This window comes from Legionella quinlivanii, from assembly GCF_900461555.1.
Classification (GTDB): Bacteria; Pseudomonadota; Gammaproteobacteria; order Legionellales; family Legionellaceae; genus Legionella_C; species Legionella_C quinlivanii.
The window spans coordinates 1,968,283-1,981,391 of record NZ_UGOX01000001.1 but is presented as its reverse complement, the minus strand read 5'-3'; the positions used below and the strand labels follow the sequence as shown (position 1 = coordinate 1,981,391).

Genomic DNA, 13,109 nt, shown 5'->3' with positions numbered 1-13,109 from the left:
CTCAAATCAAGAAGTGAGAAAAAAACAGAAATGATTTCTAAATTTTTCATTGAACGTCCAGTACTGGCAAATGTTATTGCGCTTTTAATTGTTTTTATTGGGCTGGTTGCCATTGTTGTTTTACCAGTCGCTCAATATCCGGCGATTGTTCCGCCGACAATTCAGGTCACCACAACGTATCCTGGAGCCGATGCCAAGACACTGATTAACACCGTTGCTTTGCCGATTGAACAGCAGGTAAATGGCGTTGAAAATATGCTTTATATGCAATCTACAAGTACCAATAGCGGAAACTACAATCTGATTGTAACTTTCGCTATTGGAACGGATTTAAATTTCGCTCAGGTCCTTGTGCAAAACCGCGTACAGGCGGCAATGGCTCAATTACCTATCGATGTTCAAAAGCAGGGTGTTCTTGTTCAGCAAAAATCAACCGCTATTCTACAGTTTATTACGCTCACCTCTGAAAATAATGAATATGACGGCCTGTTTCTGGACAGTTATGCCACCATTAATATGCAAAATGAACTGGCTCGCCTGCCAGGAGTGGGTAATGTGATTATTTTCGGATCTGGTAGCTATGCGATGCGCGTCTGGCTGGATCCCCAGAAAATGATGGCCTATTCTTTAAACCCCAGTGACGTTTTAAATGCAATCAGCTATCAAAACAAGGATGTCTCGGCAGGTCAGGTCGCAGCGCCCCCGGTTGTTGGGAAAGAATCTTATCAGTTTACGGTGAATGTGCCTGGGCAACTTACTGATCCCGAAGAGTTTGCCAATATTATTATCAAAACTGTCGATACTAATCCCGATGAAGATGCCAACGCCAGTAGTTCGGCTCAGGTAGTAAGGATCCGTGATGTCGGCAGGGTCGAATTGGGTTCATCAACATACAGCCAGTTAGCTAAACTCAACGGAAAACCGGCTGCTGCCATTGGGATTTTTCAGCTACCTGGTGCGAATGCGCTCGATGTGGCTAAAGAAGTGCGTGCCACTGTAGCCAAAATGGCGAAGAAATTCCCGCCCGGTCTACAATACTCTATTCCTTTCGATACGACGGTGTTTGTTGAAGCCTCTATCGAAGAGGTGTACAAAACGCTTTTTGAAGCGGGTATTCTGGTATTGATAGTAATTGTGGTGTTCCTGCAGAATTTTCGCGCTTCCCTGGTTCCAGCGACGACTGTACCAGTAACGATAATCGGCACTTTTTTCGGCATGATGTTACTTGGTTACACTATTAATCTACTGACTTTGTTTGCAATTGTCCTGGCAATCGGTATTGTAGTGGACGATGCGATTGTTATTGTGGAGGGCGTATCACAGCATATTGAAAGAGGACTAAGCCCCAAAGAGGCCTCCATTATCGCCATGAAGGAATTATTTGGTCCCATTATTGGTATCACCCTCGTGCTGATGGCCGTTTTCGTTCCTGCTGGATTTATGCCTGGATTAACCGGGGCCATGTATGCACAGTTCGCCTTGGTTATTGCAGTAACCGCATTAATCAGTGCCATTAACGCCATGACTTTAAAGCCCACCCAGTGTGCTTTATGGCTAAGACCGATAGATCCCAACAAGAAGAAAAATGTTTTTTTCAGAGCCTTTGACCGCGTTTACAATCCCATCGAGGAACGCTATTGCCGTTTTATTGACCGGCTGGTCCATCATAGTAAAACTGTTTGCATGGTAGGCGCATTATTAGTGGCGGTTGCGATTTTTGGCTTGACGCGTATTCCTACCGGTTTTATCCCTATTGAAGATCAGGGCTATCTGGTGCTGAGTGTTTTACTACCGGATGGTGCGAGCCTGGGGCGAACGGATGAGGTATTAAACCGCTTAAGCAGTGAAATATCCAAAATTGGGGGCATCGACAATGTCATAGCTATTGACGGTATTTCTCTTCTGGATAACAACGCCAATCTTGCCAACGCTGGTGTGCTATATGTGATGTTTAAGGATTGGAGCCTCAGAGGAAAGGATGAGGATTTACTGGCTTTGTATACCAAGTTAAATGACATTGCAAAAAAGACTAAAGACGCAAAGCTCCTGGTAGTCGTACCTCCCCCTATTCAGGGTCTTGGTTTGTCTGGCGGCTTTCAAATGCAGGTAGAGTTACAGGACGGCAGCTTTGATTATCAGAAACTTCAAAGTGTGACCGATCATCTAATTGATAACGGCAATCATGATCCGGTATTGCAAAACCTGATGACCTCCTTCAGGGCGAATGTTCCCCAGGTAGCCGCTCCTATTAATCGAACGAAAGCGGAATCTTTAGGTGTTACAGTAGGAGATGCCTTTGGAACCTTGCAAACTTATCTGGGATCAAGTTACGTTAATTTATTCACTAAATTTGGACAAGTGTTCCCAGTTTATGTGCAGGCGGATGCGGGAGCAAGAGGGCAGATTGATGATTTGCGCAATTATTATGTCAGAAACAAGCAGGGGGATATGGTTCCTTTAGGCACTCTGACGGATATTGGCCGGGCTGTTGGGCCAGGCTTAATCTCGCTTTACAATTTATATCCTTCGAGCAGCATTAATGGCATGGCCTCACGTGGATTCAGCTCGGGGCAGGGTATTCAGGCAATGGAGGAAATGGCTAAAAACTTATTGCCCGCCGGGCTTTCCTACGAATGGACGAGTACTGCTTATCAGGAAAAAATTGCTGGTAATTTGAGCTATATTATTTTTGCCATGTCGCTGGTACTGGTTTATTTAATTCTTGCTGGTCAGTATGAAAACTGGCTGACGCCCTCTGCCATTATTTTCAGCGTTCCATTGACGCTGATTGGAACAGTCATTGCATTGACCGCTCTCGGATTGGCCAATAATATGTATACTCAAATTGGCCTTTTACTATTGATTGCGCTTGCAGCTAAAAATGCCATTCTGATTGTTGAAGTGGCGCATGAGCAGCGGCATATCCACGGAAAGTCCATTCTTGAATCGGCAGTTATCGGCGCAAGAGCACGATTCCGGCCTATTCTTATGACCTCATTTGCTTTCATCATGGGCGTTATGCCCTTAGTGTTCGCCAGTGGCGCAGGAGCCAATGCCAGACGTTCCATCGGTATTGCGGTTAGCAGCGGCATGCTGGCTTCTACTTGTCTTGCAGTGGTCTTTGTTCCCGTTTTTTATGTGCTGCTACAAACCTGGCAGGAAAAACGTTGGGCTAAGAAGCAGGAGAAGGCCAGGATTAAGGCCGAGCTGCCTTCGCATTAATGCCGCGCGGAAATGGCAGGGGAGAGTAAACCAAAAAGACTTCAGTGTTAAACAAGATCTCTGTATTATGGATGAGTTGACTGTATATCGGTTCAGCAACCTCATAAATTAAGACGGAGTTTTACATGAAAAAAGCACACGGGCACCAACAACCAGCACAGGGACATGGACATGTTACACCGCATGGGCAGGTACCTTCTTCAGGTCATGTCCACTCACAACACCATGTTCCCCCACATCATAGCCTTCCCCAGCCTCCCCATAGTCACAATCACCACCATGGACATGGGCATCCTTTACCCTTCGTCTATAGTACTGGTGGATATGGTCCTCGTAATACTTTTTTAGGGGGATGTGCGCATCAAATGCCTGCTGTTGATGAGCATTGTGATCATACCCATACACACGGTCATCCCTGATAAAGAGGAAGGTGCAGTCTCTCTCAAGCCGGGAGGGATTAAACTGTCATCCCCGTGAAACGCGGGGATCTATTTCTGAGTCAGGTATAATGCCAATTGAGGAATGGATTCCCGCCTTCGCGGGAAAGACAAAAATTTCGTGAAAATTAGTAAGCCATTAGCGGGTTGCAGCAATAACCAGCGATAAAATATAAGAGCAGTAAATCAGAATTAACAAGCCGCCATGCCAGCGAGTTATTTTTTTCTTATGACGCATGTTGAACCAGAATAATAATAAAGTGGTCAATAGCATGACGGGCATATCCCGCCAGATGATGGCATGGCTAATTGCAGATGGATGGATGATGCCGGGAAAAATCATCACTGCCAGCAGATTGAAAAGATTGGAACCAAGGATATTGCCAATGGCGATATCATCGGCCCCTTTGCTGGCTGCGACAATTGATGTTGCAAGCTCGGGAAGACTGCTGCCAATAGCAACTATACTTAGACCAACCAGCAATTCACTCATTCCCATGTCCCTGGCAAACTGGGCACAATTGGTGATAAGGAGATCAGCACTGAAAGGAAGGATGATTAAACCCACAATCAGCATAGCGACATGGTGTTTCAGGCTTTGTTGGCGCAGCTTGGCCCGCCAAAACTCATCGGTCAGATGACGTTGATGAGAGGATTCCCGGGCGGAAATTATCAGATAGGCGGTAAAAATCAGACAGACGATTAAGGCCAGACAACTGTCGAGGATCCCGAGATAACCGTCCAACATTAGTGAATATGCAAATAGCATTACAATAAATAATAATGGAAACTCTCTTTTGAGAAAGCTGGTTTGTGCGTTTAAAGGTCGCAGTAAAGCAATTAAACCCAACACTAATCCAATATTTGCAATATTGGAACCAACGGCATTTCCAACTGCCAGGTCTGTATAGCCATCAAGAGAGGCGGATACCGCAATCACTATTTCAGGTGCTGAGGTTCCCAGAGCGACTAAGGAAAAGCCAATCCAAAGCGGGGATAACTTGTAATAGTGGGCGATGCCTGAAGCGCCAACAACCAGATGATTAGCGGACCAAAGCAAAGCTATAAAACTAATGAGCAACAGAAAAAAATGATACATATTCCAGACTCAAAAAGATTAATGTGATGATAATACGTTAATTGACAAGCAAGACAATAGCTGTCTGCATATTTGTAGAATCTATGAGGATTTGGGCTGATGCCTGAAAGGGTTATTAATGGTCTAATTGTACACATAGTTTTCAAATAGTAGGTTTTATGTTAGAATAACCTGCTTAATAATTTTAATAACAAACCAGGGTAGGTGTTTGGCTCTGGGATTTCAATCCAGGTGTTACTATGTTTTCCAATCAATATCGCGTGTTGCGCGATGCAAAGTTCAGACGATTTACATTAAGCTGTATGCTGGCGATGTTCGGTAACGGCTTAACGTATATCATTATGGTCTGGGCCCTAATGCGGTTTGATACTTCTGTTGTTTCGACTTCAATATTAATGGCTTGTTTCTGGTTGCCCAATGTATTGCTTGGTCCATTCTTTGGCGTCCTGGCTGATCGCTGGAACCGAAAAACCTTACTGCTTATAGCCAATGGATCCCGTGCGATGGTCCTTTTTGGTTTTGCCTATCTGGCCAATGATCATATGACCTCGGTCTCAATCTACATACTTGCCGCACTGATTGGAACTTTATTGGCAGCTTATATTCCTGTTGCAATGAGTTTCGTAAGAGAACTCGTTAAAGAAGAAGAGTTGCTTGCTGGTAATGCGATGGTTGACATTGCCTATGAACTGGGAGCTGTCGCTGGTATGGGGGGAGCCGGATTTATATTGGCTAGCGCGTCCTTTGCGGGATGTTTCGCAATAAATGCGGTTTGCTATGTAATCGCAACTTTGTTGCTTTTGGGGATTCCTTTTGTAAAAAAATCCAATGAAGAGAAAAAAGAGATTTCTTTTTTCAGACAATTTATCGAGGGGGGACGCTATATTCTAGCGCGTCGAACCTTGTTATTACTGTATTTAACACAGGGATTATTTTTTGTTTCCTATATGACTGCACCGGTATTACTGGCACCTTATGCAAAGACTGTTTTAAACAGTAACGTAACCCAATTTGGATGGCTTGAAGCAATGCTTTCACTGGGTATCATACTGGGTGGTTTTTTCAATCCCTGGTTGGCTTCGATGTTTTCAATGTTTAAAGTCATTGTCGCTGAAATTCTGGCAGGAGTAGTTGGGTTTTATTTATTCAGCCATACTTCAAATATCCATTTAGCCATTTTCTATCATTTCCTAATCGGATTGTCCTTTTCCTCCTGGGCATTGCTCACCACTTTGGCGCAGGAAATGACGGCCTTGGATTTTCAGGGGCGCGTTCAGTCTTTGTTTAACAGCGTTTCAGGAGTTGTTATTGTACTGTTTTATTATCTGCTGGCAAAATGGAAAGATATTCCAGTTCAAAAACTGTACTCTGGTGAAATCGTTTTGCTGCTGATTGCCTTGATACTTTTGGGGATAGCGATACTGAGAAAAACCAGTAATGATAATGAGCTTGATTTGAACGAGGATGAGCTTTCGTTTGAATAAACAATTCAGGTGCTTTGGATAAAATATTTCAGAATATCGCTCACTGGTTTGGCTAGTCCGAGCTGGCTTAATTCATGTTCATTATACCAGGCGCCTTGTTTTTCACTGACAGAAAGCAGAGAGCCGCGTACTTCTAATGCTATGGCCTGGATGCTTAAGTGATAATGACTGAAACTATGTCTCATATGAAGAAGGGGAGAGAGCTTTAGACAATCCAGCGAATAGTTATCCTTGATGTAAACATGAGGGTTGGCATCCGCCTCGATAGCCGGCAGGCACCAGAGACCGCCCCAGATCCCCTGGGGAGGCCTTTTCTCGAGATAAATTTCCCCCTTTTCATTATGCAGCAAAAGAAACTGCTGCAGCTTTTCCGGCAGGCGTTTTCTGGGTTTCTTCTCAGGAAAGTTATTCACTGCACCAGCTTGATACGCTTTGCAGGTTTTCAACAAAGGACAGTTGCTGCATTGGGGATTTCTGGTGGTACAGCAGGTTGCCCCCAGATCCATAATTGCCTGCGTATAATCCGCGCAGCGCTCATCAGGCATACATAAATCGGCATAATACCAGAACTGTTTTTTGGCAGCGGCTTGTTCCGGCCAGCCTGAAAGCATGAAATAGCGGGCCAATACACGTTTGACGTTACCATCCAGTATAGCCTGCGGCAAGTTAAACGCCTGAGACAAAATGGCTGCGGCTGTTGATTGGCCTATCCCAGGTAATTCCATCATTTGAATTAAATCAGTTGGAAATTCGCCGGAAAATTCCTGAACAATAATCTGCGCACATCGGTGCAAATTCCTCGCTCGGCTGTAGTATCCAAGCCCTGTCCATAGCGACAATACCTCGTCATCTGGCGCATTAGCCAAACACTTGATAGTTGGAAAGCGCTCCATGAAACGCAGGAAATAGGGAATAACTGTTTTTACCTGAGTTTGCTGCAGCATGATTTCAGAAATCCACACACGATAGGCTGAGCGCGGATGCTGCCATGGCAAGTTTTTCCTTCCGTATTGGTCAAACCAATTTAAAAGAGGTTTTGCAAAATGATTTGCCAGTGTTTTTTTATCCATAATTATCGGGTAAACATCGATTCAAATTGGTTTTTCAATTTTTTTACAGGCTGAGCGACCGTGTTAATTAACCAGAATTTTCCAAGCTGTGCATTTATTTTTTTAATGTCAGGCGAAATCAGCGGTTTCACCAGGGTTCCTTTAACCTGTAAAGGAAAGTTGCCGCCCAGCATCTGCTGGATTTCTTCAAGCTTGCCAGTCGCGTTTAAGACGCTTGTTAAAAGTTCGGCCGATAAGCTGTAATCAGTGAGGCTAAGATTCCCATTGCCTTTAAGATGAAGCTTATCTGTTTGTAAAATGATCGAATCAGTCCGTAGCCGGTTTGCAGCTAACTTGTAATTCATCGAAAGGAGTTTAAAGGGGGTAAATCCTGTATTGTTTATCAGTCCGGTGAATTGTTCAAAGTCCAGCATATTTTTCAGACTATCCGTCTTCATTGACGATAACTGGTCAATCTTTTGACTTACTTGCTCAATCACCTGATGCAGGTTAACCGTGTCGATTCTTCCATCCTTTATCATTATAGTGCCGTCAGCCACATAAAGGTTTAAAGTAGATGGTTCATTAGTAATAGCCTCTGCATGTAATGAAAAGTCGAGCTTTCCTCTGACAATTTTTTCACCAAGAAGATCATTGAATAATTTTTGTGAGTCAAGACCGGCGGCAGTCTGGTTAAATTTCAATTGATGATTTTCAAAATTAAAATTCAAATCGCCAACCGACTCGCCTTTATAAAGGCTAAGAGTCAGGGGTGTTATCTTTAGCGTTTTTCTTTTTAAAGAAGCACTGCCTTGAATGCGGTTTATTGATAGCTTGTTGAGCAAAACATCCTGCAATAGCAATTGCCCGTTAAGAGAAAGAGATTGCCAATTAGCCAGGGGGTTGCTTAAAAAGGTGGAAGAAAAACGAGTACTTCCCTTAAACTGAACTTGTGCACGGCCCTTGAGATTCCCTTTATTAGAAAGATTAAGTACGGCTTTAAATTGCATAGGGAAGGATGAATCGTTCAAATTTAAATTCTCTGTACCCATTTGGATATTGGAGAAGATTAGTTCATTATCTGAACTGTGGAATTTAACAAGTCCCTTGCTCAGCATAAAATGATTGATAGCGAAATGTTTTGTCAGGAATGTGTCCCGACTGTTATTTGTTTTGGAGTGTTCAGCGGGAACAGGCAGGTGGTCTGCATTGACATCAGCAGTAAATCCATCCACCCTGAATTCGCTAAACACCAGAGTACCTCTTAACAGTGGGGTTATTCTCAGGTTTAGAATAAGATTATCCAGCATTGCATGAAAATCAGTCTGACTGTCATTGCCGATTTCTACCTTGCTTATCTTAATGCCTGGCTGTGGAAATAATTGCCAGCTTATGTTCCCTTTGATGGCGGTTGGCTTATGACTTAAAAGTGATAATTGACTACTCACATACTCACGGATGCTCTCAGCGCTGATGGCTTTTGTAAGAAGCCAGAGAGATAGAAGAATAACTATTACCGTACTGAGAAGGCCTATCGCCAGCTTCTTGAAAAAATTCATAAGAGGATCATACTGTAAAAATGTGAAGCATAACGATTCATTGATTGCTGTCAAGGATTATTAAAGAAAAAAAACTGAAACGAAGCTTTGAAATATGCTTGATATTAAATTTTTACGAAGGTAATCTGATAGTCTTCTCCATCAAAAATGGAAGAAATTAGACGTTGATTTTGCTTTAAAGAAGTACTCAGGATGAGTTCGGAATAAATCAAGGAGAGCGTCATGCGCCCAAGCCAATGGGAAATAGTCATATTAAAACCCACAAAACTATTTTTGTCTTTTTTAGCGTCACAATTACCAGAAGTAGACTTACCTTCTTTGAAAATGTTGCAAACTGATAATACAGCCTATGTTATTAGAAAGCAGAAAGATGACGAAGCGACTCTGGATGAGATCGAACGCCATTTTACTTTCATGTTTCGCCATGAAATCAGCCGCTGGTTAGGGGAAGATGCGCGTAATGAAATTGAGGGCAGTTTTCTCGATTTTTTATGCTGTTTTAAATTTGAATTGCATTCGCAAATTGTTCTGATGGAGCCGGCTATGGAAAATGGCCAGTCATTGCTTCGTGTTAAACCTCGCTCTGTCTTGCTCAAATGGATGCGCTCCACTGTGGATGAACAAAGTGATCTGATAGAAGTTCTTGATCATATTAACCTTGCTCAATTAGCGGAAAATGCGACTGTGATCGTTAAAAATTTCGCAAATCTCACAGATATTAAACCCTTCTTAAAACAATATTATCGCCCTGTTTTCGAGGCCGAGATGTTGAGAATGTGTGATAGCTCTGAGCAATGGCCAGAAGTTGACAGTTTTGAAGATTTCAGCCGCTATTTTATGGTAAATGTTCACACGCAATTGATCCATTTGCATTAAGGAGAGCTGTTATGGAACCAATAACTATCGCCATAATATGCGCAACCGTATTTGGGGTTATTTCGGGTTTGGCCGCTTTTATCAGACAACTTATTCTTAGCCGCGATAAGGAAATGAATGACAAAGCGCAAAAGAGGGCTCTGAATCAGGAAGCCAGGGAACTCGAAAAGCTCAGAAACCAGATGGTTGATTTCAAGCGCTTTGACTCGCATTATCAGATGTTAGGAAACAATAAAGATGCCATCCAATACCTTGATCAGAAGATTGAAGAAATATTAAAAAGAAAATATGAGTTAATTGAACGTTATGCCCAAGCGACTATGAAAGAAACTTCGGCGATCATGGCAGGAAACGGATCAGAGGAAAGAAAGGAACTTTGCAATAAATTAAAAGCTGAAATGGATAGCGAATTGTCATTTTATGACAGCGAATTACAACAGCTGCAGAAAAGACGCGCTACGCTATGGGATTCACATGCAGAATTACAACATTATCTGGTTGATCAGGAGAAGCTAAAAAATGAGCATCTCGACAATCTATACCAGCAACACACTAATGTTTTGGAAAAAGTGTATATCAGGCATATTGAAGATAGTGAAGCGATTGCAAAAGATAGTATCGATGCCAGTACTCAAACATTTAAATCTCTATTCGCCTCGCCAATTCAGTACATTCTGGGATTATTCAAGCCTTCTTCCGGATTAGCCGCAACACAGGCGCCGAAAGAAACTGCTGATCGAGGAAATGTTTCTGACATCGAGAGTAATATCAATGGGCCAGAGCCTGACATTAATACCCCGTTTAAACCTCAATTTAAATCTGCTGCAAGAAAGCTGGAATCGTTAATTTAACATCCCTCCAAATCATCAGCCTGGTTATATTTAACCAGGCGAACTCGATAATGCTCATAATACTAATAGATCTCCATAATGGATTTTTATTTGTCAATTGCGAGAAAATTATGCATAATCCGTACATTACATAAAAAGGAATCAGTAAATGATATATGTCAAAAGGAATGAAAAGGGAGAGATCTGGGCTCTATTTGATAAATCAATGCCTGGATTAGAGGCTGTTGATTTGGATCACCCGGGTATAGTCGAGTTTCTTAACCGCTGCGACGGAGAGCATAAATTCAAATTGATTCAGTCAGACCTGCAGTTAATTCGTGTATTGGAAGATTTAATCGAACTGTTAATTAGTAAAAATATTATTTCGATTACCGATTTTCCAGAGCCAGTTATCAGGAAGTTATTGGCAAGACAAGGTATTCGTAAAAAAATTTCAGGTGCAATTGGTATGGAGTTTGATGATGAAAGTTAAAATTTTACTTGCAGCAGCTTTACTCAGCTTAAGTTTCACGCAGGCAAATGCGGCTAACGTTGAGGAATTATTACCTAATGAACGAAACACCGTGGAAATTTTCCAGAAATTTTCACCGAAAGTCGTGTATGTTCACCGTTTGACAACTGTTGTGAATCATTCCTTTGAGCGAAGCAGCGTACCGGCAGGAGCTGGCTCAGGAATTATCTGGGATAACCAGGGGCATATCGTAACCAATTTTCATGTGGTCAATGGTGCAGATGGCTTAAGAGTCAGTCTGGGTAAAATGACAGTTCCTGCCAAAGTGGTAGGTGTTGAACCCCGCAAGGATATTGCCGTTTTAAAAATATCCTCTCCTCAGGCTCTGGAATATCTTAAAACCTTTGAAGCGTTTCAGTTAGCTCATAGCAATGATTTATTGGTAGGTCAGAAAGTCATGGCTATTGGCAATCCATTTGGCCTTGATCACAGTCTTACTGTGGGGGTTATATCTGCACTGGGAAGACAAGTCCCTGGTGCCGGCGGAGTCAATATCCGCAACATGATTCAGACTGATGCCTCAATTAATCCAGGAAATTCAGGAGGTCCTCTTTTAGACAGTAAAGGGCGATTATTGGGAATGAATACTGCTATTTATTCCAATTCAGGCTCTTCAGCTGGTATTGGTTTCGCCGTACCTGCTGACGATATTGAGCGCATAGTTCCTCAATTAATTAAAAACGGACGCGTAATGCTCTCTGGGATAGGGATTCAGCGTGTTGAACCCAATGTGGCTTCGCGTTTGGGAATTACCAATGGAATATTAATTGGCGACATTTTGCCCCACACTCCTGCTGACACTGCAGGTTTAAAAGCAACTTACCGTGATCATCTTGGTCGGATAGTACTTGGTGATGTAATTGTTGCACTAAATGGACATCCTGTAAAAGATTATGACGCTTTATATCAATTATTGATTGACATCAAAGTAGGGGAGCCCATTACTTTAACCGTGAATCGTCATGGAAAAAATCTGAATTTCAAGATGAAAACGATTGATATCGCCGCTTATTAATCTTGAAAATGCCATTAAATTAAGGGGGCCTGCAATTTTCAGGCAGGTTGGGCCCTTGGCCTAATGGCGTTGCCTTAACATATTTATCTACCTTCCTCGGCTTGCCCCTGAGAGATGGTCACAAAATTTAACCACCCTATTAAAGCCTACGTACCCCGCTTTATGCGGGGTACGTAGGCTCTTACGAGGGACGTAGGTAAAGCCTTAAGGCAGCGCCATTAGGCCAAGGCCCAACCCACAATGATTTCTTTAATGGCAGCGAGAGTTATAGAGACGGGGTTAAAATCAGGCTCTTACTTCCAAATGGTCTTAAGCTCCATACTCTCTACGATACTCTTCAAGACTCTTCAACTCGGCATCCATTTGTTTTTTCTTAAGATAATTTATCAGATCATGAAAATTGATTACTGAGAGTACCTTAACTCCCTGTCTTTCAATTTCCTGGAGAGTGGATATTTCTCCCTTTCCTCTTTCACAGCGGTCGAGTGCAATAATCACAGTCTCCAGTCTGCCGCCATGTGCGTTAATGAGTGCCTGGGATTCTCGAAACGCGGTACCGGCAGTGATGACATCATCAACCATGATTACCGGACCATTTAATGGGGCGCCAATTAATTGACCGCCTTCCCCGTGATCTTTAACCTCCTTTCGGTTAAAGGTTACGGTTGCATTCACATTCTTTTCAGACAGGGCGATAGCGGTGGATGTCGCAAGAGGGAGGCCTTTATAGGCGGGTCCAAATAGCTGGCGGCAGTCAATGGTTTCCTGAATCAGTCTGTTAGCATAGAACTGGCCTAAAGTCCGAAGAGTAGCTCCATGGTAAAATAGCCCGGCGTTAAAAAAATAGGGGCTAAGCCGGCCGGATTTTAATGTAAAGTTGCCAAACTTCAATACTCCGCAGCTCAAGGCAAACTCAATAAAGTGGTCTTTGGAAAAATTATCTATTGTGTTCAAAAAAAAATCTCCGCCAATGTTTTTAAAAAAAATCCTTAACAATCAATAAAAA

11 protein-coding genes are annotated in these 13,109 nt (G+C 42.7%); 7 read left to right on the top strand and 4 right to left on the bottom strand.

The features are described 5' to 3' along the window. Positions 1 to 30: 30 nt before the first annotated feature. Both DYH61_RS08555 and DYH61_RS15550 read left to right on the top strand, forming a co-directional pair. The gene (locus DYH61_RS08555) at positions 31 to 3,222 is read left to right on the top strand and encodes an efflux RND transporter permease subunit (protein WP_058507424.1); all 3,192 of its coding nucleotides are present in this window, start codon (positions 31 to 33) and stop codon (positions 3,220 to 3,222) included. A gap of 125 nt (positions 3,223 to 3,347) precedes the next feature. After that, positions 3,348 to 3,641: a hypothetical protein gene (locus DYH61_RS15550; protein WP_133129086.1), complete on the top strand. Its 294-nt coding sequence runs from the start codon at positions 3,348 to 3,350 to the stop codon at positions 3,639 to 3,641. A 157-nt stretch (positions 3,642 to 3,798) separates the two neighbouring features. Here DYH61_RS15550 and DYH61_RS08545 read toward each other — a convergent pair whose 3' ends face one another. Then, complete coding sequence (locus tag DYH61_RS08545; protein ID WP_058507426.1) at positions 3,799 to 4,758, bottom strand: calcium/sodium antiporter; 960 nt, start codon at positions 4,756 to 4,758, stop codon at positions 3,799 to 3,801. A gap of 239 nt (positions 4,759 to 4,997) precedes the next feature. Between DYH61_RS08545 and DYH61_RS08540 the strand changes: the two genes are divergently transcribed. Further along, on the top strand, positions 4,998 to 6,242 hold the full coding sequence (locus tag DYH61_RS08540) for an MFS transporter (protein ID WP_058507427.1): 1,245 nt from the start codon (positions 4,998 to 5,000) through the stop codon (positions 6,240 to 6,242). A 5-nt stretch (positions 6,243 to 6,247) separates the two neighbouring features. Here DYH61_RS08540 and mutY read toward each other — a convergent pair whose 3' ends face one another. Next, entirely contained in the window at positions 6,248 to 7,312 is a 1,065-nt protein-coding gene (mutY, locus tag DYH61_RS08535; RefSeq protein WP_058507428.1) for an A/G-specific adenine glycosylase, read from the bottom strand. Between the two features lie 2 nt (positions 7,313 to 7,314). Then, positions 7,315 to 8,850 carry an AsmA family protein gene (locus DYH61_RS08530; protein ID WP_058507429.1) on the bottom strand — a complete coding sequence of 512 codons (1,536 nt, stop codon included), beginning with the start codon at positions 8,848 to 8,850 and terminating at the stop codon, positions 7,315 to 7,317. A 222-nt stretch (positions 8,851 to 9,072) separates the two neighbouring features. Here DYH61_RS08530 and DYH61_RS08525 point away from each other — a divergent pair, with 222 nt between their 5' ends. The 4 genes from DYH61_RS08525 (at position 9,073) to DYH61_RS08510 (ending at position 12,103) form a co-directional block, all read left to right on the top strand. Continuing rightward, positions 9,073 to 9,726, top strand: a complete 654-nt coding sequence (locus tag DYH61_RS08525) for a hypothetical protein (protein ID WP_058507430.1) — start codon at positions 9,073 to 9,075, stop codon at positions 9,724 to 9,726. An 11-nt stretch (positions 9,727 to 9,737) separates the two neighbouring features. Next, complete coding sequence (locus DYH61_RS08520; RefSeq protein WP_058507431.1) at positions 9,738 to 10,577, top strand: hypothetical protein; 840 nt, start codon at positions 9,738 to 9,740, stop codon at positions 10,575 to 10,577. Positions 10,578 to 10,725: 148 nt separating this feature from the next. After that, a complete protein-coding gene (locus DYH61_RS08515; protein ID WP_058507432.1) occupies positions 10,726 to 11,049 on the top strand; it encodes a hypothetical protein in 324 nt (107 codons plus the stop codon). Then, positions 11,036 to 12,103, top strand: coding sequence for a S1C family serine protease (locus DYH61_RS08510; protein WP_058507433.1), 1,068 nt, complete (start codon positions 11,036 to 11,038; stop codon positions 12,101 to 12,103). Before DYH61_RS08515 ends, DYH61_RS08510 begins: the two co-directional genes overlap by 14 nt. Before the next feature lie 309 nt (positions 12,104 to 12,412). On the opposite strand, the gene pyrE is transcribed toward DYH61_RS08510, so the two are convergent. After that, positions 12,413 to 13,048 (bottom strand): orotate phosphoribosyltransferase, encoded by a 636-nt coding sequence (gene pyrE / locus DYH61_RS08505; protein WP_058507898.1) that lies wholly within the window; start codon positions 13,046 to 13,048, stop codon positions 12,413 to 12,415. Between the last annotated feature and the right edge of the window lie 61 nt (positions 13,049 to 13,109).

What these genes read in the sequence shown, in the direction of transcription:
- DYH61_RS08510 (WP_058507433.1), top strand. Translation starts at nt 11,036, where the DNA reads ATGATGAAAGTTAAAATTTTACTTGCAGCAGCTTTACTCAGCTTAAGT.
- DYH61_RS15550 (WP_133129086.1), top strand. Translation starts at nt 3,348, where the DNA reads ATGAAAAAAGCACACGGGCACCAACAACCAGCACAGGGACATGGACAT.
- DYH61_RS08540 (WP_058507427.1), top strand. Translation starts at nt 4,998, where the DNA reads ATGTTTTCCAATCAATATCGCGTGTTGCGCGATGCAAAGTTCAGACGA.
- DYH61_RS08515 (WP_058507432.1), top strand. Translation starts at nt 10,726, where the DNA reads ATGATATATGTCAAAAGGAATGAAAAGGGAGAGATCTGGGCTCTATTT.
- DYH61_RS08555 (WP_058507424.1), top strand. Translation starts at nt 31, where the DNA reads ATGATTTCTAAATTTTTCATTGAACGTCCAGTACTGGCAAATGTTATT.
- mutY (WP_058507428.1), bottom strand. Translation starts at nt 7,312, where the DNA reads ATGGATAAAAAAACACTGGCAAATCATTTTGCAAAACCTCTTTTAAAT.
- DYH61_RS08525 (WP_058507430.1), top strand. Translation starts at nt 9,073, where the DNA reads ATGCGCCCAAGCCAATGGGAAATAGTCATATTAAAACCCACAAAACTA.
- DYH61_RS08520 (WP_058507431.1), top strand. Translation starts at nt 9,738, where the DNA reads ATGGAACCAATAACTATCGCCATAATATGCGCAACCGTATTTGGGGTT.
- DYH61_RS08545 (WP_058507426.1), bottom strand. Translation starts at nt 4,758, where the DNA reads ATGTATCATTTTTTTCTGTTGCTCATTAGTTTTATAGCTTTGCTTTGG.
- DYH61_RS08530 (WP_058507429.1), bottom strand. Translation starts at nt 8,850, where the DNA reads ATGAATTTTTTCAAGAAGCTGGCGATAGGCCTTCTCAGTACGGTAATA.